The 26797-nt window shown below is 64.7% G+C and carries 25 protein-coding genes; 16 read left to right on the plus strand and 9 right to left on the minus strand.

From position 1 onward, the window contains the following. The first annotated feature begins 37 nt into the window (after positions 1 to 37). Positions 38 to 478 carry a DUF1489 family protein gene (locus ACNJYA_RS16735; RefSeq protein WP_439403278.1) on the plus strand — a complete coding sequence of 147 codons (441 nt, stop codon included), beginning with the start codon at positions 38 to 40 and terminating at the stop codon, positions 476 to 478. Here the strand turns inward: ACNJYA_RS16735 and panC are convergent. After that, a complete protein-coding gene (panC, locus tag ACNJYA_RS16740; protein ID WP_439403279.1) occupies positions 475 to 1326 on the minus strand; it encodes a pantoate--beta-alanine ligase in 852 nt (283 codons plus the stop codon). The two genes, ACNJYA_RS16735 and panC, sit on opposite strands and share 4 nt — an antisense overlap. A gap of 283 nt (positions 1327 to 1609) precedes the next feature. Between panC and ACNJYA_RS16745 the strand changes: the two genes are divergently transcribed. From ACNJYA_RS16745 to ACNJYA_RS16760, 4 genes are all read left to right on the plus strand, one after another. Next, positions 1610 to 2533, plus strand: coding sequence for a division plane positioning ATPase MipZ (locus ACNJYA_RS16745; protein WP_439403280.1), 924 nt, complete (start codon positions 1610 to 1612; stop codon positions 2531 to 2533). 346 nt (positions 2534 to 2879) lie between these two features. Continuing rightward, positions 2880 to 3740 (plus strand): alpha/beta fold hydrolase, encoded by an 861-nt coding sequence (locus tag ACNJYA_RS16750; RefSeq protein ID WP_172783343.1) that lies wholly within the window; start codon positions 2880 to 2882, stop codon positions 3738 to 3740. Positions 3741 to 3910: 170 nt separating this feature from the next. After that, on the plus strand, positions 3911 to 4660 hold the full coding sequence (locus ACNJYA_RS16755) for a VWA domain-containing protein (protein WP_260379454.1): 750 nt from the start codon (positions 3911 to 3913) through the stop codon (positions 4658 to 4660). A gap of 70 nt (positions 4661 to 4730) precedes the next feature. After that, a complete protein-coding gene (locus ACNJYA_RS16760; protein WP_172783345.1) occupies positions 4731 to 5456 on the plus strand; it encodes a DnaJ domain-containing protein in 726 nt (241 codons plus the stop codon). Positions 5457 to 5688: 232 nt separating this feature from the next. Here the strand turns inward: ACNJYA_RS16760 and ACNJYA_RS16765 are convergent, their stop codons facing one another. Continuing rightward, positions 5689 to 7518 carry a serine hydrolase gene (locus ACNJYA_RS16765; RefSeq protein ID WP_439366951.1) on the minus strand — a complete coding sequence of 610 codons (1830 nt, stop codon included), beginning with the start codon at positions 7516 to 7518 and terminating at the stop codon, positions 5689 to 5691. Positions 7519 to 7904: 386 nt separating this feature from the next. Between ACNJYA_RS16765 and ACNJYA_RS16770 the strand changes: the two genes are divergently transcribed. Further along, positions 7905 to 8243: a phasin family protein gene (locus ACNJYA_RS16770; protein ID WP_212255052.1), complete on the plus strand. Its 339-nt coding sequence runs from the start codon at positions 7905 to 7907 to the stop codon at positions 8241 to 8243. Positions 8244 to 8315: 72 nt separating this feature from the next. Here ACNJYA_RS16770 and ACNJYA_RS16775 read toward each other — a convergent pair whose 3' ends face one another. After that, entirely contained in the window at positions 8316 to 9677 is a 1362-nt protein-coding gene (locus ACNJYA_RS16775) for a TadE/TadG family type IV pilus assembly protein (RefSeq protein ID WP_212255053.1), read from the minus strand. Between the two features lie 478 nt (positions 9678 to 10155). Here ACNJYA_RS16775 and clpS point away from each other — a divergent pair, with 478 nt between their 5' ends. After that, positions 10156 to 10488, plus strand: a complete 333-nt coding sequence (gene clpS / locus ACNJYA_RS16780; RefSeq protein WP_172783349.1) for an ATP-dependent Clp protease adapter ClpS — start codon at positions 10156 to 10158, stop codon at positions 10486 to 10488. 289 nt (positions 10489 to 10777) lie between these two features. Continuing rightward, complete coding sequence (clpA, locus tag ACNJYA_RS16785; RefSeq protein WP_172783350.1) at positions 10778 to 13186, plus strand: ATP-dependent Clp protease ATP-binding subunit ClpA; 2409 nt, start codon at positions 10778 to 10780, stop codon at positions 13184 to 13186. Between the two features lie 168 nt (positions 13187 to 13354). On the opposite strand, the gene ACNJYA_RS16790 is transcribed toward clpA, so the two are convergent. The 4 genes from ACNJYA_RS16790 to ACNJYA_RS16805 all read right to left on the minus strand — a co-directional run bounded on the left by ACNJYA_RS16790 (position 13355) and on the right by ACNJYA_RS16805 (position 17544). Next, positions 13355 to 13816 (minus strand): PEGA domain-containing protein, encoded by a 462-nt coding sequence (locus ACNJYA_RS16790; RefSeq protein ID WP_025036797.1) that lies wholly within the window; start codon positions 13814 to 13816, stop codon positions 13355 to 13357. Positions 13817 to 13932: 116 nt separating this feature from the next. Next, a complete protein-coding gene (locus tag ACNJYA_RS16795; RefSeq protein WP_212255055.1) occupies positions 13933 to 15354 on the minus strand; it encodes an MFS transporter in 1422 nt (473 codons plus the stop codon). A 135-nt stretch (positions 15355 to 15489) separates the two neighbouring features. Further along, positions 15490 to 16515 (minus strand): aldo/keto reductase, encoded by a 1026-nt coding sequence (locus ACNJYA_RS16800; protein WP_439403281.1) that lies wholly within the window; start codon positions 16513 to 16515, stop codon positions 15490 to 15492. Between the two features lie 123 nt (positions 16516 to 16638). Beyond that, positions 16639 to 17544: a LysR substrate-binding domain-containing protein gene (locus ACNJYA_RS16805; protein ID WP_172783354.1), complete on the minus strand. Its 906-nt coding sequence runs from the start codon at positions 17542 to 17544 to the stop codon at positions 16639 to 16641. Between the two features lie 228 nt (positions 17545 to 17772). Here ACNJYA_RS16805 and ACNJYA_RS16810 point away from each other — a divergent pair, with 228 nt between their 5' ends. Both ACNJYA_RS16810 and ACNJYA_RS16815 read left to right on the plus strand, forming a co-directional pair. Continuing rightward, entirely contained in the window at positions 17773 to 19095 is a 1323-nt protein-coding gene (locus tag ACNJYA_RS16810; RefSeq protein WP_172783355.1) for an aspartate aminotransferase family protein, read from the plus strand. Positions 19096 to 19115: 20 nt separating this feature from the next. Beyond that, on the plus strand, positions 19116 to 20018 hold the full coding sequence (locus tag ACNJYA_RS16815) for an amino acid ABC transporter substrate-binding protein (RefSeq protein WP_439366960.1): 903 nt from the start codon (positions 19116 to 19118) through the stop codon (positions 20016 to 20018). A gap of 4 nt (positions 20019 to 20022) precedes the next feature. Here ACNJYA_RS16815 and ACNJYA_RS16820 read toward each other — a convergent pair whose 3' ends face one another. Beyond that, positions 20023 to 20979 (minus strand): helix-turn-helix domain-containing protein, encoded by a 957-nt coding sequence (locus tag ACNJYA_RS16820; protein ID WP_439403282.1) that lies wholly within the window; start codon positions 20977 to 20979, stop codon positions 20023 to 20025. Positions 20980 to 21170: 191 nt separating this feature from the next. Between ACNJYA_RS16820 and ACNJYA_RS16825 the strand changes: the two genes are divergently transcribed. Continuing rightward, entirely contained in the window at positions 21171 to 22187 is a 1017-nt protein-coding gene (locus ACNJYA_RS16825) for a carbon-nitrogen hydrolase family protein (protein ID WP_439403283.1), read from the plus strand. A 21-nt stretch (positions 22188 to 22208) separates the two neighbouring features. Continuing rightward, a complete protein-coding gene (locus ACNJYA_RS16830; protein WP_212255060.1) occupies positions 22209 to 23249 on the plus strand; it encodes a phenylacetaldoxime dehydratase family protein in 1041 nt (346 codons plus the stop codon). Between the two features lie 4 nt (positions 23250 to 23253). Here the strand turns inward: ACNJYA_RS16830 and ACNJYA_RS16835 are convergent, their stop codons facing one another. After that, a complete protein-coding gene (locus ACNJYA_RS16835) occupies positions 23254 to 23892 on the minus strand; it encodes an HAD family hydrolase (protein WP_439403284.1) in 639 nt (212 codons plus the stop codon). Between the two features lie 87 nt (positions 23893 to 23979). Here ACNJYA_RS16835 and ACNJYA_RS16840 point away from each other — a divergent pair, with 87 nt between their 5' ends. The 4 genes from ACNJYA_RS16840 (at position 23980) to tsaA (ending at position 26766) form a co-directional block, all read left to right on the plus strand. Beyond that, positions 23980 to 24933: a transglycosylase SLT domain-containing protein gene (locus tag ACNJYA_RS16840; RefSeq protein WP_439403285.1), complete on the plus strand. Its 954-nt coding sequence runs from the start codon at positions 23980 to 23982 to the stop codon at positions 24931 to 24933. 222 nt (positions 24934 to 25155) lie between these two features. Beyond that, positions 25156 to 25896, plus strand: coding sequence for an AzlC family ABC transporter permease (locus ACNJYA_RS16845; RefSeq protein ID WP_172783362.1), 741 nt, complete (start codon positions 25156 to 25158; stop codon positions 25894 to 25896). Then, positions 25893 to 26243, plus strand: coding sequence for an AzlD domain-containing protein (locus tag ACNJYA_RS16850; RefSeq protein WP_439403286.1), 351 nt, complete (start codon positions 25893 to 25895; stop codon positions 26241 to 26243). The genes ACNJYA_RS16845 and ACNJYA_RS16850 overlap by 4 nt, the downstream gene beginning before the upstream one ends. Before the next feature lie 31 nt (positions 26244 to 26274). Continuing rightward, a complete protein-coding gene (gene tsaA / locus ACNJYA_RS16855) occupies positions 26275 to 26766 on the plus strand; it encodes a tRNA (N6-threonylcarbamoyladenosine(37)-N6)-methyltransferase TrmO (protein WP_172783364.1) in 492 nt (163 codons plus the stop codon). The last annotated feature ends 31 nt before the right edge of the window (positions 26767 to 26797 follow it).

The raw sequence follows: 26797 nt of genomic DNA on the forward strand, positions 1-26797 counted from the left end.
CATTCCAAATGCGCGGCTGCCCGGCTAATGCTTGGGCATGCCACTCCATCTGATCAAGCTCGCCGTCGGCTGCGACTCCGTCAAGGAATTGAAGGAGTGGGTGGCCGAACGGATGCAGACCGCCAAAAAGAAGGGTCTGCCGCAACATCACATCCACATCACCCGCATGGTCCCCAAGCGCGACGCCGAGATCCTCGCCGGCGGTTCGCTCTACTGGGTGATCAAGGGCGAGATCGCCGCGCGCGAAAAGATCATCGCCATCGAGCCGTTCCGCGACAAGGATGGCATCGGGCGCTGCCGCATCGTGATGCAGCCGAAGGTGATCTCGGTGTCGCCGCGGCCGATGCGCCCGTTCCAGGGCTGGCGTTATCTGACTGATGATTCGGTACCGTCCGATCTCGGCAAGTCCGCGGCCGGCTCGATTGCGGCGATGCCGGAACCGATGCGGCGCGAGCTGCGTGACCTCGGGCTGCTCTAAACCGCGATATTGTCGATCAGCCGGGTGGTGCCGAGCTTGGCCGCGACCAGGATCCGCAACGGGCCGTCCTTGCGCGAGGTAACCTTTGCCAACGTCTCGGCGTGGCGCAACTCGAAATAGTCGAGCGCAAGGCCGGCCGACTTGATCATCGCGGCGCCGCCCGCCATCGCCGGCGCAATCGCATCGCCGGCACGGATGCGCCCGGCGCTCTCTTTCATGGCGCGGTAGAGAACGGTGGCGGCCTGGCGCTCCTCGGGCGAGAGGTAGACGTTGCGCGAGGACATCGCGAGTCCGTCGCGCTCGCGCACGGTGCGGGAGCCGATCACCTTGACGCCGAGGTCGAGGTCGCGCGCCATCTGCGTCACCACCCGCAATTGCTGGAAATCCTTTTCGCCGAAGATCGCGACATCCGGCCGGCACTGCGTGAACAGCTTGCCGACGACGGTGGCAACGCCGCCGAAGAAGTGCGGACGGAAGCGGTCCTCGAGGCCGGCGAGCGCCGGCCCCTCCGGCACGATGCGGGTGGCAAAGCCTTCCGGATACATGGCCGCGACGCCGGGATTCCAGACGATATCGACGTCCTCGGCCGCGAGCTTGGCGATGTCGGCCTTCCAGGTGCGCGGATAGGCGCCGAAATCCTCGGTCGGGGCGAACTGGGTCGGGTTGACGAAGATCGACACCACGACGCGGCTGGCGCGCCGCCTGGCGAGGCGAACCAGCGACACATGCCCGTCATGGAGCGCCCCCATGGTCGGGACCAGCGCGATCGTGGCCTTTCGCTTGCGGAGATCGTCGACGGCGCGTCGCAGGGCAGGGACCGTGCGAGCGATCAATGGGCGTGCTGACATCGGGACTCGACGGATTGGAAAGCGGCGCAGGTGCGGGCCTCGCGCCCGGCCAGCTAACCTTAACAAGCGGAGATCGTGGACGCTATGCATCCGGATGCGGCACAGCATCCCGCGCAAGGCCGCGCAAAACGTCGCGACATTGTGGGCTGGATCACAGACGAAAGACGGCGCCGCGATACATCGTGAGAACGGCGCATTGCAATTTGCATTACCTGTCACGCATTTCACTTGACCGCTGACGCGGTCAACTCGAAGATATTCGCCAGGGGCGTTGAGGATCACCATGCTTGTGCAGGCTAGCCAAGGCCAATCCGGCTCGGCGCATGTGGTCGTGCTCGGCAACGAGAAGGGCGGCTCCGGCAAATCGACCACCGCCTTGCACATCGCCGTTGCACTCCTGAAGGCTGGTCAGCGCGTCGCCACCATCGACCTCGACTGCCGCCAACAGAGCTTCACGCGCTACATCGGCAACCGGTCTGCCTGGGCCCAGCGTACCAAGCTCGATCTCGAGCTTCCGGTGCATCGCTGCATCAAGCTCGGCGAGACCATGCAGATTGCCGAGAATGAGAATTCCGAGTTCCAGCAGTTCATGGAAGCCGTCTCGGCGGTCGAGAGCAGCTTCGACTTCATCGTCATCGATACGCCCGGCACCGACAGCTATCTGATGCGGCTCGCGCATTCGATGGCCGATACCCTGGTCACGCCGATCAACGACAGCTTCCTCGATTTCGACGTGCTCGGCACGGTCGATCCCGCGACTTACGCGGTGACGGGCGAGAGCCACTATGCCGAGATGGTGCGTGATGTCAGGCGCAAGCGACGCCAGCTCGACGGCGCCACCACCGACTGGATCTTCGTGCGCAACCGCCTGTCCATGCTCGGCTCGCGCAACAAGCAGCTCGTCGCCGAGGGCCTGAAGGATCTGTCGCTGCGGCTTGGCTTCCGCTACGTCGACGGCTTCGCCGAGCGCGTCGTCTACCGCGAATTCTTCCCGCGCGGGCTGACCGCCCTGGACGAGATCGACGAGGCCACACTCGGCATGCGGCCCAATCTCGGCCATCTCACAGCGCGGGAGGAGGTGACGAGCCTGCTCCGCCAGCTCAAGCTCCCGCTCGACGAGCGCGGCCGCCGCCGCGCGGCCAACCGGGCCGAGTGGTTCAGCCAGGTCGACAAGCCGCTCGAGGTCCACGATATCCTCGGCGCCTGACGTCGCGGTATATCGTTACTCCCGACCGATCCGAGTCTGTCGGCTGGCGCGGGAACCCGGGCGGCGCCGCGCGCGTTTTCACCCTGCATTTACTGCGAAGTCGAACCCGATCGAGACCGGTTGCGTCGAATAGGGACCTGCACGCTGACGTAGCGGTATGAGAATGGGGTGCTTACGAAACGAGTGCGACGCACAATGAAAGGGCTGCCGGTTCACAACATTTAGCCTTCCTGTCACGCTGCTGTGACATATATTAGGGAATAGGCGACAAGGGGACGAAGAGCCCCGGAAGAACACGATTTTCAACAGGGATTCAGGCCGCTTAGGCCTGAGGCTGAGGACGAAAATGAAGCGTGGAATTGCCGTTCTGGTTTCGGTCAGTGCCCTCTGCGGCATCGCCTATTTCACGGCGAGCAAGTGGGCGATCAAACACGAGACCATCACATTCTACGACGCCTCTCGCGACAACCGTCCGGTGCCCGTCTCCATCGCGGTGCGGCGCGACAAGGAAATGCAGGCCAATGCCGGCATGATCAAGCTGCCCGTCGCAGTGATCAATCACGGCAACACCGTCAAGAACACCGAGTACGGCTTCCTCGCCAACGCCTTCGCTGCGCGCGGCTACATGGTCGTAAGCCCGCAGCACGATCTGCCGACTGATCCTCCGATGGTCACGAAGCCCGGCGAGCTCTATGTCGGCCGGCTGCCGCAAATTCTGCGTGGCGTCGCCAACATCCATCTCGCCATGCAGGAGATGAAGAAGGTTCAGGCCAACGCCGACTACGACAAGGTGACGATGGTCGGCCATTCCATGGGCGGCGACATCACCATGTACTTCGCCAAGCAATATCCGGACGAGGTCAAGAAGGTCGTCACGCTCGACAATCTGCGCGTGCCCTTCGTCACTGCCGGCAAGTTCAAGATCCTGTCGTTCCGCTCCCAAGATCCGCAGTTCAAGGCCGACGCCGGTGTGATTCCCACCGACGAGGAATGCGAGAAGGCGGGCATTCAGGTCGTGAAGACCGAATTCCAGCACAACGACATGCGCGATACCGGTCCTGATGTGGCGAAAAGCTCGATCCAGAGCATGCTCGACAAGTTCCTGAGCACGACGGACAGCGAGATCGCGCCGGTCGACACGCAATCGGCCCCGCCCAAGATCCTCGAGCCGGGCCCTGTCGCTCTGATGGCACCCGCCAAAAGCTGACTGACAGCAGCTGACCGACAGCAGCTAGGCCACAAGAGCTGACCGAGCTGACGTCAGCTCGGTTGCACCAATCGTCGAAGCCTCCGCCGGCGCCCGCCCGCGGAGGCTTTGCGCATTGACCGGGCCGCATGTGCTGACCACATTAGCTGCTGACGCAAGGTGTAGCTGCGATGTCGGGCGAACCCATCAAACCGCGCGGCCGCGATGCCGTCTCGGCGCAAGCAGACGGCGCATTGCCGCAAGCGAAAACCTCAACCTCGGAAGACATCGCCGCGTTCGTCGCCAAGGCGCGGGCGCTCTCGCCGCATGCGCCGGGCGCGAGGGGACGGCTGATCTTCGCACTGGATGCGACGATGAGCCGGCAGCCGACCTGGGACATGGCGTGCGCGCTCCAGGCCGACATGTTTCGCGAGACCGCGGCGCTCGGCAGTCTCGACATCCGGCTGGTCTACTATCGCGGCTTCAACGAGTGCCGTGCCACGGGTTGGATTTCCGACAGCGCCAGGCTGGCGACACTGATGGGCAAGATCGATTGCCGCGGCGGCGATACCCAGATCGGCAAGGTGCTGAGCGAGGCCAGGCGCGAGGCAGTCGCATCCGGCGTGCGGGCCGTGGTCTTCGTCGGCGATGCCATGGAGGAAGACATCGACGAGCTCTCCGCCAAGGCCGGCGAGCTCGGCATGCTCAAGGTGCCCGTATTCGTGTTTCAGGAAGGCCATGACGCGGTCGCCGAACAGGCCTTCCGCGAGATCGCGCGCCTGACGGGCGGTGCCTGGTGCCGGTTCGATCCGGGTGCGGCGGCGCAGCTGCGCGAGCTGTTGCGGGCCGCTGCGGCCTATGCCGCCGGCGGACGCGAGGCGCTGCTGAAACTGGCTGGAAGCGTGAGCGGCGCGGCGAAGCTGATCAGCCAGATGAAGTAGCGGTCGGGGCGGCGCGGCATGCGGCGGTGGACGCCATGCTTTTTGACAAGAGGACGACTATATTCCGGCCATGACCCTGATCGCCGGCGCTGTCGCCGTTATCACGCTTTACCTGCTGCTCCAGACGTTCCGCTCCGCCAATCCGGCGGTGCTGGCGCGCACCATCAAATTCGGCGGCGGCGTGCTGGCGCTGGCGGTTGCGGCCTTCACCGGCTTGCGGGGCGAGCTGGCGGTTGCGATCCCGCTCGGAATTTTCGGCGCCGGGCTGCTCGGCTGGACGCCATTGGCGAATGCCGGCTTCGGCAATGTCGGCGGGCTGTTCGGCGGCGGTGCGACGCGCCCGTCCGGGCAGGCGTCGCGGGTGCGCTCGCAATTCCTGGACATGCGGCTGGACCACGATTCCGGCCAGCTTTCCGGCCAGATCGTCGCGGGGCCTCACGCCGGGCGCAGTCTCGATGAGTTCGATCTCGCCGGCTTGCTCGCAATAGTCCCGACGTTTGACGCCGAGAGCGTGGCCTTACTTGAAAGCTATCTGGACCGCCGGTTTCCCGCTTGGCGTCAGAACGCGCAGGGCGATGCGGCAGGGCGGCAGCGCCGCACGGCGGCGAGCGGCAAAATGACGGCGGAGGAAGCCTATCAGATCCTTGGCTTGCAGCCGGGAGCGGGGCGCGACGACATCAGCCGGGCCCACAAGTCCCTGATGAAGAAACTCCATCCCGACCAAGGGGGCTCGACGTATCTCGCTGCCCGGGTAAACGAGGCCAAGGATACTCTGCTTCGCACGCATAACGGCTAACTCCGGCACTACGCTACAAACGCCCGTACCGCGTGAGCTCCGTTTGCTCTGTCTGCCGTCGCCCGCCATTGTCGGCGTGGTCGATCCCTTGAGCAAAGTTTTAACCGTAAATCCTTGACGAGAGGTTGTCGTGGAACAGCCTCGTCCTGAACAGCCTCGGCGTTACCGCCTCACCAAAACGAAAATGCCCGCGCAAGGCGCGGGCATTTTTGATTTGGAGCGGAGAAGGAGATCAATTGCGAACGGTGATGCAGGAGATCTCGGCGCGCTTCAAGGTGCGGCAGACGGCTTCGGCCTGGTCGCGCTCGAGCCCGGCGAAGCGGGCGCGGTAGAGCTTGCGATTGTCCTTGGCGACGACGGGCTCGGTGAACGGGTCAGCCTTGCTGAGCAGGCCGCGGGCCGAGTTGCGGGCCGCGTCGATGCGCTGCTGAGCTTCGTTCTCGCTCTCGAGCGCGCCGACCTGGACGATCCAGCCGCTGTGGGTGACGGCGGGCTTCGTGGTCGCGCTCATCTGCATCGGCTGCGGCGCCGGGTCGGCGGACGCGAGCTTCGGAGCGGCGGGAGCGGGCGCGGCAGCGGTTGCGGCCGGGAGCACGCCGAGGATGCCGTTACCGGTGCCGAAGCCGGCCGGCTGACGCGGCAGTTCGGTGCGGGCCATCTCGGCCTTCGGCGCTTCCGGCTGGCTCACCGCCTCCGGCTTGTTGATGAGATCTGCCCTGGCGACGACGGCGCCGGAGGTTTCCGCGACGTCGGAACGGGGCGGGACGGTGCTGGTGACCGGCGGCGCAACGACCTGAGCCGGAGCCGCGGAGGCGACCTTCACGGCGCCGGCCTTGACCTGAACCGTCTTGACCCGAACCGGCTTCATCGGCTCGGACGAGCCGGGGATGATGGAGAGCGGCTGGCTCGAGATCACGCCATTGGTGAGCGGCGCCGGCTCCACCTTGGACTCCGTCGGCCGAACTTCGGGTTTGGGCTGAGCGGGCGGCATCGCCGCAGTCGCTGCGGCCAGCGTCGACAGGCGCGCGGCGAGGCGCGAGGGGGCAGCTTCGGGAGCAGGGGCCTGGACCTGCGGGGCGGGACGTGCCGGCATGTCCGAGGCATCGGCGACATCGGTGTTGGCTTCAGCGCCGTTGCGCTCCGTGACTGCGACGACGGTGCGGACGGTCGCGCCCTTTTCGAGGTTCTCCGCGAGCAGGTTGCGCATGATGGCGTCGCGCGAGCCGCCGCTGCGGCCGCCGAGCACCACGCCGATCAGGTGGCGGTTGCCGCGCCGCATCGAGCTGACGAGGTTGAAGCCGGAGGCGCGGGTGTAGCCGGTCTTGATGCCGTCCACGCCCTCGACGCTGCCGAGCAGGTGATTGTGGTTGCGGATCGACTGTCCGCGCCAATTGAACGTCGAGGTCGCGAAATAGCGATAGTAGCGGGGGAAGCGCTCCTGAATGGCGCGACCCAGCGTGGCCTGGTCGCGCGCGGTCGTGACCTGCTCGTCGTTGGGGAGGCCGTTGGCGTTGCGGTAGACCGTCTTGGACATGCCGAGCGAGCGCGCCTTCCGCGTCATCATCTGGGCGAAGTCGTCTTCATCTCCGGCGATCGCTTCCGCGATTACCACGGCTGCGTCGTTGGCAGAGCGGGTGACGAGGCCCTTGATTGCGTCTTCGACGCGAATGGTCTGGCCGGCACGCAGATTAAGCTTGGTCGGATCCTGGTCGGCGGCGTGCTTGGACACCGGCATCTCGGTGTCGAGCTTCATCCTGCCGGATTCGAGACGCTCGAACAGCAGATAGAGCGTCATGATCTTGGTCAGCGACGCCGGATGGCGGATTCCGTCAGGGCTTGTCGCCTGGAGCACCGCGCCGGAATTGCCGTCGACGATGATGGACGCGAATTTCGGGCTGGAGCTCTCGGACACATCGCGCTGCACCCGGTGGTGCGCATAGTGTCGACGATGGCGCCGCGCCTCGGCTGCGTCGGTGGTGAAGATGACTGCGGTGGTGACCGTAAGAAGCCCGAAAACGCCAACCCGCGCCAAGCGCGAGGAAGACAAGTTTTTACGAAGCATGGAACCCCGTCCCCGTTTCTGACTTGATCACCGGCTCGTGAGGCGAAATTGTGCCCAACGGACCCGGGATCATTACCTGCTCAGGCTGTCCCTCCGCTGGTGTTCGCCGCGGGGGACGTTGGACCCGAGCCGCTGTTCTGGCTAAGGTGATGTTCTCAAACGGCTTTGGCCGCTCGCGGAAGTGAACACGTCCAGGGAATCAAAGTAGGGTGGGCCGGTTTCCAAAAGCTTAAGGAACCCTTGCGGGAAACCCCGGGAATTCTCTGCAATTTGCCCCCGGTTTTGTGCGACGCACAAGATTCTTGACTTTTTTGTGCGTTGCACTAATTTTGGGCGGAGTCAGGGAGCCGGGGCTTCCCGACGCGAGCCAGGGAAAAGGATCCGAAATGTTCAAGGTTGAAGACTTCCAGAACTACGGGAAAGAGCAGTTCGAGCAGTGCGTTGCCTCCGCGACCTCGGTGCAGCATGGCATCCAGGCGATCGCCAGCGCCTATGGCGACTACACGAAGAAGTCGTTCGAAGACACCAAGTCCTTCGTCGAGAAGCTTTCCGGCGTGAAGTCGCTGGACAAGGCGATGGAAGCGCAGACCGATTTTGCCCGTTCCGCCTACGAAACCTTCGTTGCGGAATCGCAGAAGATCGCCGGCCTCTACAGCGACCTCGCCAAGCAGGCGTTCAAGCCGGTCGAGACCATGGTGTCGAAGTTCACCCCGGCCGCCCAGTAACGTCTCGAGACATCCTGGAATCGAAAAGCCCGGCTGAACAGCCGGGCTTTTTATTGTGGGCGATGGGACCCGTCAGCGTGCGACGCGCAGCTTCGACAGTGACGTGCCGATATCCTTGAACACCGATACGGTCTGGCTTGCCGAGGTGACCAGATAGAACTTGTCGCTGCTGCTGGCGCAATATTGCAGCACGCTCGAGGTCGGATCGCTGCCGGTGTTCACCTGCACCGTGTAGATCGTGATGTTGTTGGGCTGGGCTTTGGCGTTGTCGCAGAGCAGCTTCTGTCGGTCGTCGATCTGCGAAGCGCCGCTGTACCAGCGGTTTTGTGTGTTGAGACCGTCGGAGAGCAGGACGATCGCGTCCTTGTAGGTGTAGTTCGTGTCTTTGGCCGGAGCATTCATGGGCTCGCCCGTCGACAGTGTCATCCAGCCCCAGGCAAGGCCGATGCCCTGGTTGGTGTTGCCGGTCGGAACCAGATTGTCGATCAGAGACTTGAGCGCGGTCCAATCGTAGCTGAGCGGCATGACGGGCTGGATGTATGCCGAATTGCTGGAGTTGCAGTAGGAATATTGCTCGGCCGGGAAAAGCGTCGCGGAATTGCTGCTCACCGGAGTCGTGTTCTTGGTATCGTAGTCCTGGTCGCGGTCAGTGATGCAGCCGGTCCACTTGTTGTGGTTCTTCGGCGTCCAGGTCTTGCCGGCACTCACGCAGCTTGACTGTTGTTTGTACGAATTGTCGCTGCAGCTGCCATTCACCGCTTCCCAGTCGCTCCAGTCGATCCAGGACTTGTCATAGTTGCTGCTGCCGACGTTGACGTCCTTGGAAAACGGCACGATCGAGATGTAGACGTCGCCGTTGGTCTTCGCGAGCGCGCTGAGTTGATCGACCAGGTTCTTCGCGGCCGTCTGCATCGCCGGCATCTTGCCGTCGGACGCCATCGATCCCGTGACGTCGAGCACCAAGGCCACGCGCATGCGCGTCAGGCCCCAGGCGCTGGTGGATGAGGTGCCGACGTCGAGCGTCGGGAAGCCGGCGATCTTCATGAAGCTGGTCGTGTAGGTGCCGGTTCCGGTCAGCTGGATCGTCGAGCCGATGCTGGTGCTCGAGTTATAGGTGGCGCCGACGCTAACCGACGGCAGGGTCTTGGTGTCCGTGAACAGGGCGTTGAAATAGGTTTGCGCTTTGGTGGATATCTGTGACGTCGTGATGGTGCCGGCCGACAGATCCCTGGAAAGCATCAGCGCGGTGGAATCGAGGGCTGACTGCATCGCGGTGCGCGCCTGGGCCGCGCGGCTATAGTCGATCGCCGCGCCGACAAAGCTCAGCACCGGAACGAGCGCAATGGCGAAGATCACAGCGATATTGCCTTGCTCGGCCGCTGCGAAACGGGCGAGTTGTCGACCAAGGCGGCTGACGAGGGGCAGACCAGACATGACGATCCCCGAAATCGGTGTTTTGCCCGATTTCGCGCTACGTCATTGAATGGCAGGTAAATTGGACCGTAGAAAACCGGAGCCTTCTGCCGAAAACCGTCCCGTGCGGGCTAACGGCCGGGTTCCTGGTCAACATGTTCTAAGCGTGCCGGGCGGAAATTTTTGTCAAATCGCTCCGGATTGATTAACCTCATCAGGATCGCCCGGACTGGGAATCGGGACTGCTGCGACCGCATGGGCCGGACCCCCGCGTGCTTGCGGCGGGCCGGGGGCAGGGCCATATTGCTGGCGAGCGATCCGGCCTGAACCGGATTTGTCGGGAGCGGCGATCCAAGGCGGCGCGCCTGCGCCAGGCTCCGAAGGAGGGGTCGCGCAGTGACCGCCATTCGCTTCCGTGGGGAATTTGAACGCCTGTGCCATGCTGCAATTGACTTCCAGCCTTGATCTGTCCGCGCCAGCCGCCGCCGACGCGCCTCGTATGAGCAATGACGACAACCGTCCGGGCACTCCCTCGGGTCCGAGCACGTCGGTCATCACCAAGGTCAAGCCGAAGACCAAGCGGCCGAACCTGTACCGCGTGCTGATCCTGAACGACGACTACACGCCGATGGAGTTCGTCGTTCACGTGCTGGAGAAGTTCTTCAACAAGGACGTCGAAGCCGCAACCAAGATCATGCTGCACGTCCATCATCATGGCATCGGGGAGTGCGGCGTGTTCACCTACGAGATCGCCGAGACCAAGGTGACGCAGGTGATGGATTTCGCCCGCAAGCACCAGCACCCGCTGCAATGCGTGATGGAAAAGAAGTAAGCCCGGCCTGCGGCGCGTTTGAAGGCGGGGCTCCTGCAACCCGCGGTGTGATTGTCGCGTGACGGCTGCGCGCGATGGCGGTCGCAGCTGGCAAAACTACGGAATTCTGCGCTGGCGCCGATCCCGCCCAAATCGGAACGGGTTTTGCATTGAAAATAGCCCAGGTGGCTAGCTGCCGAGTCGCGGAACCGGTCTTTCGCCGCGATCTTGTATAACTATATGTGACAAAGGTTGTTGTTGCCTGACCGGGCGATGGCGATCATGATGGTGGGGGCCATAGAGGACGCGAATGCCGACTTTTTCCCAAAGCCTTGAACAATCCCTGCATCGTGCGCTGGCGATCGCAAACGAGCGTCATCACCAATACGCGACGCTCGAGCATCTCTTGCTCTCCTTGATCGACGACTCCGATGCAGCCGCCGTCATGCGCGCCTGTAGCGTCGATCTCGACAAGCTCCGTACGAGCCTCGTCAACTACCTTGAGACCGAATTCGAAAACCTGGTGACGGATGGCGCCGACGATGCCAAGCCGACCGCCGGTTTCCAGCGCGTGATTCAGCGCGCGGTGATCCACGTCCAGTCGTCCGGTCGCGAAGAGGTGACCGGTGCCAACGTGCTGATCGCGATCTTCGCCGAACGCGAGAGTCATGCCGCCTATTTCCTGCAGGAGCAGGACATGACGCGCTACGACGCGGTCAACTACATCAGCCACGGCATTGCCAAGCGGCCGGGCGTCTCCGAGGCGCGGCCCGTGCGCGGCGTCGACGAGGAGACCGAGACCAAGGGCAACGAGGACGCCAAGAAGAAGGGCGAGGCGCTCGAGACCTATTGCGTCAACCTCAACAAGAAGGCGCGCGACGGCAAGATCGACCCGGTGATCGGACGCAATTCCGAAATCAACCGCGCGATCCAGGTGCTGTGCCGCCGGCAGAAGAACAATCCGCTGTTCGTCGGTGAAGCCGGCGTCGGCAAGACTGCGATCGCAGAAGGCCTCGCCAAGCGCATCGTCGACAGCGAGGTGCCGGAGGTGCTGGCGGCCGCGACCGTGTTCTCGCTGGACATGGGCACGCTGCTGGCCGGCACGCGCTATCGTGGCGACTTCGAGGAGCGCCTGAAGCAGGTGCTCAAGGAGCTCGAGGCGCATCCCAACGCCATCCTGTTCATCGACGAGATCCACACCGTGATCGGTGCGGGCGCGACGTCGGGCGGGGCGATGGATGCCTCGAACCTGCTCAAGCCTGCGCTCGCCTCGGGCACGATCCGCTGCATGGGCTCGACCACCTACAAGGAATACCGCCAGCACTTCGAGAAGGACCGCGCGCTGGTGCGGCGCTTCCAGAAGATCGACATCAACGAGCCGACCGTCGAGGATGCCATCGCGATCCTCAAGGGCCTCAAGCCGTATTTCGAGGACTACCACCGGCTGAAGTACACCAATGAGGCGATCGAGGCTGCGGTGCAGCTCTCCTCGCGCTACATCCACGACCGCAAGCTGCCCGACAAGGCGATCGACGTGATCGACGAGTCCGGCGCGGCGCAGATGCTGGTCGCCGAGAACAAGCGCAAGAAGACCATCGGCATCAAGGAGATCGAGACCACGATCGCCTCGATGGCGCGGATCCCGCCGAAGAGCGTGTCGAAGGACGATGCCGAGGTGCTCAAGCATCTCGAGCAGACCCTGAAGCGCACGGTGTTCGGCCAGGACAAGGCGATTGAATCGCTTGCCGCCTCGATCAAGCTCGCACGTGCGGGCCTGCGCGAGCCGGAGAAGCCGATCGGCTGCTACCTGTTCTCGGGGCCGACCGGCGTCGGCAAGACCGAAGTTGCCAAGCAGCTCGCGGCGTCGCTCGGCGTCGAGCTGTTGCGCTTCGACATGTCCGAATACATGGAGCGGCACACCGTGTCGCGCCTGATCGGCGCGCCTCCCGGCTATGTCGGCTTCGACCAGGGCGGCCTGCTCACCGACGGCGTCGACCAGCATCCGCATTGCGTGGTGCTGCTCGACGAAATCGAGAAGGCGCATCCCGACCTCTACAACGTGCTGCTCCAGATCATGGATCACGGCCGGCTCACCGACCACAACGGCAAGCAGGTCAACTTCCGTAACGTGATCCTGATCATGACCACGAACGCAGGCGCTTCGGATCTCGCCAAGCAGGCGTTCGGCTTCACGCGCTCGAAGCGGGAAGGCGACGATCACGAGGCGATCAACCGCCAGTTCGCGCCGGAATTCCGCAACCGTCTCGATGCCATCGTCTCGTTCGGCCATCTCAGCGTCGAGGTGATCGGCACCGTGGTCGAGAAGTTCGTGCTTCAGCTCGAGGCGCAGCTCGGCGACCGCGACGTCACCATCGAGCTGTCTGAGCCGGCCAAGGCCTGGCTGGTCCAGCATGGCTACGACGAGCAGATGGGCGCGCGTCCCATGGCTCGCGTGATCCAGGAGCACATCAAGAAGCCGCTGGCCGACGAAGTGCTGTTCGGCAAGCTGAAGGGCGGCGGCCACGTTCGCGTCGTGCTCGTCAAGGACGAGACCGACGAGACCAAGGAGAAGATCGGCTTCGAGTTCGTCGAGGGTCCGGTCACGCCGAAGCAGGAGAAGCTGCCCGGCGCCCGCAAGCGTCCGCCGGGCAAGTCCAAGCCGGGCGGCCCCGGCGGCTCGAAGGGGCCGACCTCGAAGGGCCCGCTGGTCAAGGTCTGATCGGCACTGATGAAATCGAAAAGGCCGGCTGCGAAGCCGGCCTTTTTGCTGCTTGGTAGTTACCGGGTTAGAGCATGATCCGGAAAAGTGTGTAGCGGTTTTCCGAAAAGATCATGCTCGAACAATAACCTGAAGCACGATGACGATTGATCCCAATCGCATCGCTCTTTAGGTGCCGGTGTCGGGCGGAGGCGGCGCAGGTGCTCGCGGCTTCCGGGGCGCGGGCGGCCGTGCGCTGCGGGGAGGGGCCGCCGGCTGCATCGTCACGATGACCGGGTTCGGCTTGTGATCGGTCGCGGCTCCGGTCGCTGCGTCGACGCCCATGCCGATGACACCGCCCAGCAGGAGATTGCCGGCGAAACCCGCGGCGCCGCCCGTCTGGACGTCCCGGCTGAGCGGAACGATTTGCGGCTCATAGCCTTCCTTCTGGAAGGTGATCGAGATGTCGGCGTTCCGCTTGACGACCACCGAGCAAGGCGTCGTGCAGGTGGTCGGAACGTCCATTCCGCTGACGACGGCTTCCACGCCTGAAGGTGTTGATGAAATGCTGATATTCTCCGTCGTGCCGCGCGTGACCGACGCGCAGCCGCCCAGCATGACGCTGAGCGCCACAATTCCCAATGAACGCATGAAATGCCCCTTGTCCCACCGCCACTATGCGCAACCGGAGCGGGAGGGCAATAGGCTATTGCGCTGAATAGTTAAGCCACGCAAAGGTTGTGCACGACAATGCGCGAACCCGGGTGCTAATCCCCGCGCAGGCGCTGATCGTCCTGCACGCGGACCTGCTCGGCACCGCGCGCGCCGGCCGGGGAAAGCCGCAGCATGCTCAGCATCGCACCGCAGAGCGCAAAACCGACGCCCGCGAGCAGTGCCAGCCTGGTTCCGTCGAGTGGATAGCGGCCGAGCAACAGCGCCACCAGCGCCGCTCCGGTGGTCTGGCCGAGGAGGCGCGCCGTCCCCAGCATGCCGCTGGCGCCGCCGGCGCGCTCGCGCGGCGCGGCTGCGATCATGGTGCGGTTATTGGGGGTCTGGAACAGACCGAAGCCGGCGCCGGCGAGCGCCATCCGCCAGATCACGTCGAGCGGCGTTGGCGTCGCCGGCAGGAAGGCCAGCGCGGCAAGGCCGCAGGCAAACAGCGTGAGCCCAATACCGCCGAGCAGGCCGGCCGGATAATGCTCGACCAGGCGGCCTGCGAGGGGGGCTGCAAACGCCAGCGCGATCGGCCATGGCGTGATCAACAGGCCCATATGGACGGCCGAATAGCCGAAGCGGCTCTGGAGATAGAAGGGGATCGCGACGAAGGCCAGCATCTGCCCGCAGAACGATGCGATCGAGGTCGCAATCGACAGCGCGAACACGGGGATGCGCAGCAGGTCGATCGGCAAGAGCGGCGAGGTCATGTGAGTCTCGCGATAGATCAGCAGCGCACCGGCAACGATCGCGACGGCGAACTGCACGAGGCAGGTGATCGCGGCCTCGCCATGACCGACACTGTCCACCGCAGCGATGCCGACGCCGAAGGTGATCGCCGACAGACCCGCACTTTGCCAGTCGAACGAGCGGCTCGCGGGCTTGGTGTGCGGCAGGCTGCGCAGGCCCAGCACCAGCGTCACCGCGCCGAGCGGCACGTTGATCGCGAACAGCCAGGGCCAGCTTCCGACCGCGAGGATGCCGGCGGCGAGCGTCGGGCCGATCGCGGCCGAGAAGGCGACGACGAGAGCGTTGAGGCCGATGCCACGGCCGAGCAGGCTGCGCGGATAGGTGAAACGTACCAGCGCCGCGTTGACGCTCATGATGCCGGCCGCGCCAAAGCCCTGGAGGATGCGCGCGATCGTCAGCTGCGGCAGCGTGTGGGCCAGCGCGCAGAACGCGGAGGCCACCGTGAACAGCGCCAGCCCGACCAGGTAGACGCGGCGATAGCCGACGATCTCGCCGAGCGAAGCCAGCGGCAGCAGCGAGATCGTGATCGCGAGCTGGTAGCCGTTGACGATCCAGATCGAGAAGGCCGGGCTCGCATCGAGGTCGGCTGCGATCGTCGGCAGCGCCACATTGGCGATGGCGCTGTCGACCACCGCCATGACGATGCCGAGCGCAATGGTCAGCACCGCCTGGTTGCGTTGCGGCTGCGGCAGGCCGTCGGCATGCTCGATGGTGACTGTCGACATCGTGAGCGGCGTATCGTTGGCGAATCGGACTCGGCCACGGGCCGAGTATTGCGCCAACAGGGTAGGGCCGCGATAGTTCCGGAACCGCACTGTCAGCGCGCCGTCGCCTTACCAAGCGTGCTTGATGCGGCTGTCCTACACCGCCGGCGGATTGCGGTCGCTGAAGGTCACGCGCTGGTGCCAATAGGGGTAGGGCAGCGTCACCGTGCTCGCGGCGTCGAGCTTTGCGACCTGGTCCTTGGTCAAGGACCAGCCGACCGCGCCGAGATTCTCGCGCAGCTGGGTCTCGTTGCGTGCACCGATGATCAGCGTCGAGACCGTCGGACGCTGCAGCAGCCAGTTCAGCGCGATCTGCGAGACGCTCTTGCCGGTCTCCTTCGCGATCTCGTCGATCGCATCGACGACGCGGTAGACATGCTCGTCCGACACGGGCGGTCCGAACTCGGCCGTCTTGGGCAGGCGGCTGACTTCCGGTTTCGGCTGACCGCGGCGGATCTTTCCGGTGAGGCGCCCCCATCCGAGTGGCGACCAGACCACGGCGCCCAGCCCCTGGTCGAGGCCGAGCGGCATCAACTCCCATTCGTAGTCGCGCCCGATCAGTGAATAGTAGGTCTGGTTGGCGACGTAACGCGGAAAGCCGTGTGTGTCGGCGACGCCGAGCGACTTCATCAGGTGCCAACCCGAGAAATTCGAGACGCCGACATAGCGGATCTTGCCCGCGCGAACGAGCACGTCGAGAGTCGATAGCACCTCTTCGGGCGGAGTGAAGGCGTCGAAGCCGTGGAGCTGGAACAGGTCGATATAATCGGTGCCGAGCCGGCTCAGCGAACCGTCGATCGCCGCAAGCAGATTCTGGCGCGAAGAGCCGATGTCGTTCGGGCCGTCGCCGAAGCGGAACGCCGCCTTGGTCGAGATCAGGACCTTGTCGCGGCGCCCCTTGATGGCTTGCCCGAGCACCCGCTCGGATTCGCCGAGCGAATAGACATTCGCGGTGTCGAACATCGACACGCCGGCGTCGAGGCAGATGTCCAGAAGACGCCGCGCTTCAGTCGCATCCGTCGTGCCCCACGCCGCAAGGCGGCCGACGCCGCCGAACGTGCCCGTTCCCAAGCTCAAAGCAGGCACCATGAGGCCGGACCGGCCCAAGCGTCGGTATTCCATCGATCTGCTCCTCGGCTGGCCGCTCGTTGATCGGTGCGGCCTTGGTGCCGAGTTTAGCGCAAGCGGGTGCCTTGTCCTATCACGCGCTCACATGGCGGCTCTGCTTGGGTAGTCCGCATTTTGCTAGGCCACGCTCGTGGTCTGCAAGTTTGCAGCCGAGATCTTCGCGCGCAGCCAAGCCTCGAACGCGCTGACATGACTACGTCCTTTCGCCTCAGCCGAGCGCACCAGATAGTAGGAGACCGTCTCCACTTCGAATTCGGGTTGACGGAACGGTACGACGAGCGTGCCCTTGTCCAGCTCCTCGGCGGCGAGGATTTCGCTCTCCAGCACGACGCCAAGACCCTCGACGGCTGCATCGATCGCCATGGTGGAGCGGTCGAACCACAATTCGTGACGCGCCTTGATGCTCGCGCCCGTGACCTTGCGCAGATAATCGGTCCAGGTCAGCGCGTTCGAGGAATGGATCAGCGTGGCGCGGGCGAGATCGCCGGGCTCGCGCAGGTCGAGCTGCTCGATCAGCCGCGGGCTGCAGAGCGGGCGCAGGCGCTCGGCGAGGAGCGGCTCAATCTGCCTGTCGTTCACGACCGGTGGGCGCCCATAGGCGATCGCGAGGTCGAAGCGGATGGTTTCGAGATCGCGCAGATCGGCGATGGTCGACAGCCTGATCCCGATCTCCGGATGCTGGCCGATGAAATTGCCGATCCGCGGTTGTAGCCATTTGGCGGCAAAGCTCGGTCCGCTCGCGATGAACAAATGATCGCGCTGCGATTGCGGCGCCACCAGCCGCGTCGCACCCATGATCGTGCCGAACGCGCGCTCGATCTCGCCGGCATAGAGGCGGCCGGCATTGGTGAGCACAGCACGGCCGGCGTGCCGCGAGAACACGCGCACGCCGAGAAAATCCTCGAGGTTCTGGATGTGATGGCTGATCGCAGAAGGCGTGACCCCGAGCTCCTCGGCAGCGCGGCTGAAGCTGCCGTGGCGGGAAGCGGCTTCGAACGCCGACAGCGCCTTCAGCGGCGGCATGCGCGGCCGCCCCGCTGAGCTTGCTTCATCGGCTGCTGAGTTTTTTGAACTGGCGCCCATCATGTCTGCCCGGTTACGAATTTCTCCGTTGCACTGGCAAGTTTCGTACCGCGAACGCCCAGACGCAACAGCTTCGTGCCCACAACCTGACCCGAGACCCGGTGAGCGGACTCCGCATCGCCGCGCCATGCCCGCGCGCGGCAGATGCCGCTTGCTTAAGGAGACGCCATGACTTCAGCGCTGAAACAAGCCGCCGACGAATTTCTGGTGCGGTACGGCGGAGACGTGTTCCCGAACCTTTTCACGACCGCGAAGGGGACCATCGTCACCGACAGCGACGGGCGCGACTATCTCGATTTCACCTCGGGGCAGATGTGCGCGACGATCGGCCACAACCACCCTGCCATTGTCGCGGCGGTGGAGCGGGCCGGGAAGAAGGCGTTCCATCTCTTCAGCGGGATGATTCCCGAAGTGGTGGCCGAGCTCGCCCAGGTGCTGGCGACGGATTGGTTGCCCGGCGATCTCAAGCGCTCGATCTTCATCAACACCGGCTCGGAGGCGACCGAAGTCGCGCTCCGGATGGCCAAGATGTACACCGGCGGCTATGAGGTGCTTGTCCTCGGCGGCTCCTGGCACGGCATCACCGGGGGCGCCGCCTCGGTCTCGATGGCGAGCGACCGCAAGGGCTATGGCGTGCCGCCGCCCGGCGTGTTCGTCATCCCCGAGCCGAATGCCTATCGTCCCTACATCGACAAGGGGAGTGAGGAAGCATCCGCGCTCGCCAATCTCGAGCTGGCGCTGAAAATGTTCGACATGCAGTCGAGCGGGCGGGGCGCGGCGATCATCGCCGAGCCCGTGATCAGCGCCGGCGGCGTGCTTGTGCCGCCGAAGGCCTTCATGGAGGCGCTGCGCAAGGCCGCCGACGAGCGCGGTATGCTGCTGATCTTCGACGAGGCCCAGACGGCGTTCGGGCGCGTCGGCAAGAAGACGGGATCGGAATATTTCGGCGTCGTCCCCGACATCATGACCATGTCGAAGACGCTCGGTGGGGGCCTTCCGCTCGCGGCGGTCTCGACCACCGAAGCGATCGAGAGCAAGCTGCACGAGGATCACTTCACCTATTACACCAGCCACGTCTCCGATCCGCTGCTGGCCGAGGTCGGGCTCGCGGTGCTGCGTGTGATCGCGGAGGAGAAGCTGGTCGAGCGCGCCAATGTCATGGGCGCGTACCTGCGCGGCCGGTTCGAGGGACTTCAGCAGAAATACGAGCAGATCGGCGACATCAGGGGCATGGGGCTTCTGCTCGGCGTCGAGCTGGTCACCGACCGCAACAGTCGGCGCGCGGCCCACCAGCTCGGCGGCCTGACGACGAAGAAGTGCTTTGAACATGGGCTGAGCATGAACATCCGCCGTCGCCCCGAGCGCGGATCGGTGTGGCGCATCGCGCCGCCGCTCACCGTGTCGACCGAGGAGATCGACCGCGCCGTCGAGATCCTGGACCGCTCCTTGAGGGAGAGCCTCGACGAATTGTCGCGAAATCCCGCCGCTTGATCAACAGTCCGGAGGCCGACATGATCCTCAGACACGCGCCGACGCTTGCCATTGCCGCACTTTCGCTTGCGCTGTTGGACGTTCCAACAGCGCAAGCGGCCAGCCCAACCCTCGACAAGATCAGAGAGGTCGGCAAGATCACCCTCGGCTATCGGGAAGCTTCCATCCCGTTCGCCTATCTTGGATCGGATCAGAAGCCGACCGGACTTTCGCTCGATCTCTGCTCCGCGGTGGCCGACAAGATCAGGATCGTGCTGCGCCGGCCGGAGCTGGGGATCGACTACGTCCCGGTGAATGCGTCCAATCGCATTCCGCTGCTCCAGAACGGCACGATCGACGTCGAGTGCGGCAGCACGACCAACACCGCGGAACGTCAGAAGCAGGTTTCGTTCTCCGTCGCGACCTATGTGGCGTCGCCGCGCTGGCTCGTGTCCGTCGCCTCGGGGGTGACGGAGCCGAAGGGGCTCGATGGGCGGACGGTCGTCATCACACAGGGCTCGCTGAATTTTGCGGTCGCAAAGCAGGTCCTCGGCGAGCAGAAGCTGAACGTGACGATCGTTCAGGCCAAGGACCATGCCGAGTCGTTGCTGATGCTGGGAACGGGCCGCGCCGCCGCCTGGTTCGAGGACGACATTCTGATCGCCGGGCTCGTCGCGAACGCGACCGATCCGACGGCCTTCCGGATGCTGGGCGCGACCTATGCGCCGTCCTATTACGGATTGATGACCCGTCGGGAAGATCCTGAGTTTAAGGCCCTGGTCGACACCGTGATCAAGGAGAACATGGCCTCCGGCGCGTTCGACAAGCTCTATGCCAAATGGTTCGAGGCGCCGATTCCGCCGAAGGGACAGAACCTCCGGCTTCCGATGAGTGCGGCGATGAAGGCCCGTGTCGCCTCTCCGAGCGATGCGCTCGCGCCCTAGGGGCTCAATGCCGCAACTGGCTGTGCCGGAAGTCGCGGGGCGACGCGCCAAAATGCTCGCGAAAGACGCGGCCGAAATGCGAGAGGTCGTTGAAGCCCCAGGCGAAGGCGATCTCGCTGATGTGGCGATGGGCGAGCAGTGGCGAGGCGAGATCCCGCCGACATCGGGCGAGGCGCTCGGCGAGGACATGGCGCTGGAAGGAGGTGTCCTCGTCCGCGAGAAGATCGTTGACATAGCGCGGCGAGATGCCGAGCGCGGCCGCGGTTTCAGCGAGCGAGAGATCGGGATCGGCGAGGTGCGCGCGGATGTGCGCCTTCAATCGGTAGAGCAGGGCCGAGCGGTGGGTCGAGGACGGCAGCGATGACTTACCGAGCCGCTCGCTCAAGGCCATCGCAAGGAGGTCAACTGCCTGCTCCGACAGCGCTGTGGCGGTGTCCGGAGCCAAACCATCCGCATTCTGGCAGAGCCGGACAATGAAATCATAGGCGAGCCGCTCGAGCGGTGCGGCGGCGCCAAATGACATTGCAGTCAGCGTCTCGGTGCCGCCGAGCCGCCGCTGCAGCATCTCGCGCGGTACCTTGAATATGGTCTGGGTAAAACTGCTGTTGAACTTCAGCTCATACGGGCGCGTGGTGTCATAGAGCGCGAACTCGCCGGGGTGGATCACGGTCTCGCGGCCGTCCTGCACGACGCCACCGTTGCCGCGATTTCCGAGGGCTACGAGAACGAAATCCTGGTGTGAACGCGCGATGCGCGACGGCGTGCGGAATACGTGCTGGCGGTCCGAGCAGACTTCGGAGCAGACGGCTTTGCCGAGCGAAGCCTGGGTGACCGATCCGCGAAAGGCGCTGCCGAGGTCCGACTTGCAGTCGAGCCCGACGAAGACGTCGCAGACGATGTCCTGCCAGAGAGCGAGCCGCCGATAGGCGGGACTGCCGTCCGTCGTGAACTGGATTGGCATCTGAACAGCCTCCCTTTCACATCCTGCAAAATCGCCCTGGGGAGCCAGTCTGACCGGAGGCAAATCCCGTACCGGTCGGTAGCGCGTCCAGTCGAGTTTTTGTTCCGCCGCGGTCGAGCGGCCGGCTGCCCGGCTTGGCCAAATAGACTGCATCGGACGTGGCTTGGGATCAACCGGCAATGGAGGCAGGAATGGGCATCGAGCATCCGAAATACAAGGTTGCGGTCGTTCAGGCGGCGCCGGCCTGGCTCGACCTCGACGCCTCGATCGACAAGTCGATCGCGCTGATCGGGGAGGCCGCGGAAAAGGGCGCCAAGCTGATCGCCTTTCCGGAAGCTTTCATCCCCGGTTACCCCTGGCATATCTGGCTGGACTCCCCTGCCTGGGCGATCGGGCGGGGCTTCGTGCAGCGCTATTTCGACAATTCGCTATCCTATGACAGCCCGCAGGCCGAGCGCCTGCGCGAGGCCGTGCGCAAGGCAAAGCTCACCGCCGTGGTCGGCCTGTCCGAGCGCGACGGCGGCAGCCTTTACCTCGCGCAATGGTTGATTGGCCCCGATGGCGAGACCATCGCAAAGCGCCGCAAGCTGCGGCCGACCCATGCCGAGCGCACGGTCTATGGCGAGGGCGACGGCAGCGATCTCGCCGTTCATGCGCGGCCCGACATCGGCCGGCTCGGCGCGCTGTGCTGCTGGGAGCATCTTCAACCGCTGTCGAAATACGCGATGTACGCCCAGAACGAGCAGGTCCATGTCGCGGCCTGGCCGAGCTTCTCGCTCTACGATCCCTTCGCGCCGGCGTTAGGGGCGGAGGTCAACAACGCGGCGTCGCGCGTCTACGCGGTGGAAGGCTCCTGCTTCGTGCTCGCGCCTTGCGCCATCGTTTCGCAAGCCATGATCGATGAGCTCTGCGACCGGCCCGACAAGAATGCGCTGCTACATGTGGGCGGCGGGTTCGCCGCGATCTACGGCCCCGACGGCAGCCAGATCGGGGAGAAGCAGGCGCCCGATCAGGAGGGCCTGCTGATCGCAGAGATCGATCTCGGCGCCATTGGCGTTGCCAAGAATGCCGCCGATCCCGCCGGACATTATTCGCGGCCTGACGTCACACGGCTGCTGCTCAACAAGAAGCGGTACCAGCGGGTGGAGCAGTTCGCGCTGCCGGTCGATGCTGTCGAGCCCATGGACATTGCGGCGGCGGCCAGCTGATCGCTACGAGGGGAGGGCTTCATGGAATCCGCAATCCCTGCGCATCTCGAAACTCCACGCACGCGCCACAAGCGCGTGCCCGACGATTATCAGCCGCCATATCCATCCTTCGTCGCACGCTACAAGCCTGCGGTCAGCCGCGTCGTGATGGCTTATTTCGGTGTCCAGTATGGCGGTGCGGCACCGGCGGCAGCAATGGACGCGTTGAAGGAAATCGCAGGACTGTTCGCAGTGGATGGCGGTCCGTCGCATTGGGACCGGGCGCGTTATGTCGATCAGTGCGCCTGCGAAAATGTTGTCACGGTCGCTTATTGGGACGATCTCGCACGCTTTAATGCCTGGTTCGCTCGGGCGCGCGAGATGTGGACCGGCCGAAAGCGCGAAGGCGTCGGTACCTTCATCGAGGTGCTGCGCCCCAGTGTCGCCCGTCACGAGACGCTGTTCTCATCACCCGATCGGCCCGAAGGTATCGCCGTCGCCGCGGAAGGCATGAGCGGCGAGGTGCAGGAGCACGCTTACTGGGGCGGCATGCGCGATCGTCTCCCGCTGTCACAGACGGATGCGATGGCGCCTGGTGGCGCGCCTGAGCTGATCCACGACGGCGCGCGGCTGCGCGTCGTGGCTCATGACAATCTCTGTCTGATCCGCTCCGGGCAGGACTGGAGCGATACCGCAGCGTCCGAGCGCAAGCTCTATCTCGACGACGTCGAACCGGTGCTGCGCGAGGGCATGGACTTTCTGCGCGATGATGGCCTTACCATCGGCTGCTACGCCAACCGGTACATGCAGGTGCTTGCGGCCGACGGCAGCGTCAGCGAGAAGTCCTACGGCCAGAGCTGGTGGAAGAGCCTCGCCGCGCTCGAACGCTGGGCGGAGTCGCATCCGACCCACGTCAAGATCTTCGGCGCGGCTATGAAATATCTCTCGACACTCGGGCCGTCAGCCAAGCTGCGGCTCTATCACGAGGTGACGGTGGCAGCCGCCGATGAGCAGTTCTTCGAATATCTGAACTGTCATCCAAAGACAGGCATGCTGACAGCGGTGGAGACCGTCGGAGCCTGATCGACTAGGTCGTGCAATGGCCGAGCAACTCGGGATGCGCCGCGCAGATGTGGTGCGCGCCGGCATCGCGTAGCTCGGCTTCGCTGCCATAGCCGTAGAGCACGCCGATGGCGGTCATGCCGTTGGTGCGGGCGCCGACCACGTCGTGGCTGCGGTCGCCGATCATGATCGCGCTGTTGGCATCGACCTTGGCCTCGTCGAGCGCATAGCGGAGCAGGTCGCGCTTGTCGACGCGCGTGCCGTCGAGCTCGGAGCCGAACACGCGTTCGAAATACGGGTTCAGGCCGAAATGATCGACGATGCGGGTGGCGTAGACGGCGGGCTTGCTGGTCGCCACGAACATGCGCTGACGTATCGCTGCGAGCGACGACAACGTATCCGCAATCCCGCCGTAAGCCTCGTTCTCGAACAGGCCGATATCGCTGAAGCGCTCGCGATAGAGCAGCAGTGCGCGGTCGGCGAGCTCATCGGCTCCGGTGAGCTTTCGAAGACTGGCAAGCAGCGGTGGGCCGATGCACCAGGTCAGCTCGTCCTCGCTCGGCACCGGAACGCCGAGCCGTTCCAGCGCATATTGGATCGAGCGGGTGATCCCGGGCTTCGGGTTTGTCAGCGTGCCGTCGAGATCAAAAAAGATTGTCACCATTGGGCCGGACCGGTGTTGATACTGCCGTCTGTTGCTAGTTGGCTCTGGTTCCAAGTCAAGGTCCGATTTGTCCGATAGCTCAATGCCATGCGAATAGCCCGGATCATCGCTGTCCTGTGCCAGGCCCTCCTGCTGTCGGCGGCGCTCGCGGAGGAGGCGCCGCCCGCCGACGCGCCTGCGAAGGCCCAGGAACCCGAGCGGCCCGCGGAGAAGGCGAAAGAGGCCCGCGAGAGCGACACGCGGGAGTCGATCTGCCTGATCGTGGAGGCGGCTGCGCGCGACAATGACCTGCCGCTGGAATTCTTCGCGCGGGTGATCTGGCAGGAGAGCCGCTTCCAGGCCGATGCGGTCGGGCCCATGACGCGCAGCGGCGATCATGCGCGAGGGATCGCGCAGTTCATGCCGGGCACCGCCAGCGAGCGCGGGCTGCTCGATCCCTTCAATCCGGTGCAGGCCTTGCCGAAGTCGGCCGAATTCCTCAAAGAGCTGCGCAACCAGTTTGGCAATCTCGGCCTTGCCGCGGCCGCCTACAATGCCGGCCCCCGGCGCGTACAGGAATGGCTCGCCGGCACCGGGCCGATGCCGGAGCAGACCCGCAACTACGTCTATGCGATCACCGGCACCAGCGTCGATGCCTGGGCCAAGGCGGGGAGCACCGGCAAGGGGCCGCCGAGCTCGCCGCCGACGAGCTGCCGTGACCTGATGGCGTTGCTCAAGCGTGCTCCCAACCCGTTCGTCGCCGAGCTCGAGCAGCATGTCGAGCTTGCCGCGGCAAAGATCTGGGGCGTCCAGCTCGCTGCCGGCTTCGACCGCAACAAGGCGCTGGCGATGTATTCCCGAGCCGTCACGAAACTGAGCACCGTGATCGGCGAGCGTGATCCGAGCCTGCTAAGCTCGGTGATGCGCAGCCGCGGCACACGCGCGTTCTACCAGGTCCGCGTCGGCGCGGACACGCGCGCCGAGGCCGATGATCTGTGCAACCGCATCCGCAAGGCGGGCGGCGCCTGCTTCGTGCTGAAGAACAGGGGTGTGGCGGGGTAGGATCAGCTGTCATTCCGGGGCGCGACGAAGTCGCGAACCCGGAATCCATCGTGCAGCGATTTCTGTGGCCTGATGGATTCCGGGTTCGCGCCAAGTGGCGCGCCCCGGAATGACGACGGTGGGTCTGGGCCTCGCGCATGCCAGCCCCGCCGCGCCCTTCCTTGACGCGCGCCGCTGTCTCGCCCGTTATGCAGCCACGATTCCTCACCAGCCAAAGCTCCCGTGGCGCTTCCTCCGCTCGATTCACCACAATGGCAAAGTCCCTGGCGCGCCTTCGCTTGGGGACTGCGCTCGATCACGCAGACGATCCTCACCATCGTGCTGTTCGTGACCTATCTCGGCATCGGTGCGCTCGCCCACGACACCCATTTCAGCCTGCTCTGGGCGCTGTGCTCGACGCTGTTCGTCTGGGCAGGTCCGGCGCAGATCATCCTGATCACCACGCTCGGCTCGGGCGCCACCATCATCCAGTCGGCGATCGCGGTGACCGTCAGCGCCATCCGCCTGTTTCCGATGGTGGTCTCGGTACTGCCGCTGATGCGCACACCGAAGACCAAGCGGCGCGAGCTGATTTTCGCCGCGCATCTTACCGCAGTGACGCTGTGGGTCGAATGCCACCGCTTCCTGCCGCAGGTGCCGCGCGAACGGCGGATCGCCTTCGTCCACGGGCTCGGCTGCGGGCTCGTCTCGGTGTGCCTCGTCGCCAACACGGTCGGTTATTTCCTCGCCGCCAACCTGACGCAGACCCTTGGCGCGGCGATCCTGCTGCTGACGCCGCTGTCGTTCCTGTTCTCGACGGCACGCAACAGCCGCGAGGTTGCCGACGTCGTCGCGCTCGTGCTGGGCATCGTGCTCTATCCGCTGGCGGCGAAGATGAACTCCGGTCTCGATATCCTCGTCAGCGGCGTGGTCGCGGGGACGATCGCTTATGGCGTGCATTGGTGGCGGGAGGTGCGCGCATGAGCTTTGCGCAAGCGATCGGCGACTGGCACTCGCTGGCGGTGCTGTTCATTGCCGGGGTCGTTCCCAACCAGATCTGGCGCATGCTGGGCCTGTGGTTCGGCGGCGGCATCGACGAGGGCTCAGAGCTGCTGGTCTGGGTGAGGGCGGTCGCCACCGCGATCCTGGCCGGCGTCATCGCCCAGATCGTGGTCCAGCCACCGGGCGCGCTGGCCAGCGTGCCCGATGTGCTGCGCTATGGCGCGGTCGGCGCCGGGCTCGTCGCCTTCCTGCTGACCCGCCGTTCGATCTTCGCGGGCGTGGTCACGGGCGAAGTCTTCATGCTGGCCGGCAAGTGGTGGTTGGGCTAAAACCGCCGGCGAACAGCCAGGGAACAGGAAAATGGTTCGCGAACAGGAGCTCCGCGAGGGCGAGGTCGCCATCGAGCTGCCGCCGACGCAAGATGCCGGTCTCGTCTTCATCGGTCGTATCCGCACGCCCTGGTCATCCCGGCTGGAGACGCCGCGGCAGGGACGTCAGGACGGCCCGATCTGCCGCCTCGAGATCTTCGAGCCCTTCGTGCCGGCGATCAAAGGAGTCGACTTCTACAGCAATCTCGAAGTGCTCTACTGGCTCGACCGGTCGCGCCGCGACATCATCCTGCAGAGCCCGAAGAACAACGAGAAGACCCGCGGCACCTTCTCGCTGCGCTCGCCGGTGCGGCCCAACCCGATCGGCACATCGATCGTGAAGCTGGTCGGCATCGAGGGCAATGCCATCCTGGTGCGCGGCCTCGACTGCATCGACAACACGCCGCTGATCGACATCAAGCCCGACCGCTGCGAGTTCACGCCGCTGGCCGCGCCGCAGAAGGGCGATTTCGAGACGGAGTGAGGTCTCTCCGCCGTCCTTGCGAGGAGCTCTT

Source organism: Bradyrhizobium sp. BLXBL-01, from assembly GCF_051853025.1.
Classification (GTDB): Bacteria; Pseudomonadota; Alphaproteobacteria; order Rhizobiales; family Xanthobacteraceae; genus Bradyrhizobium.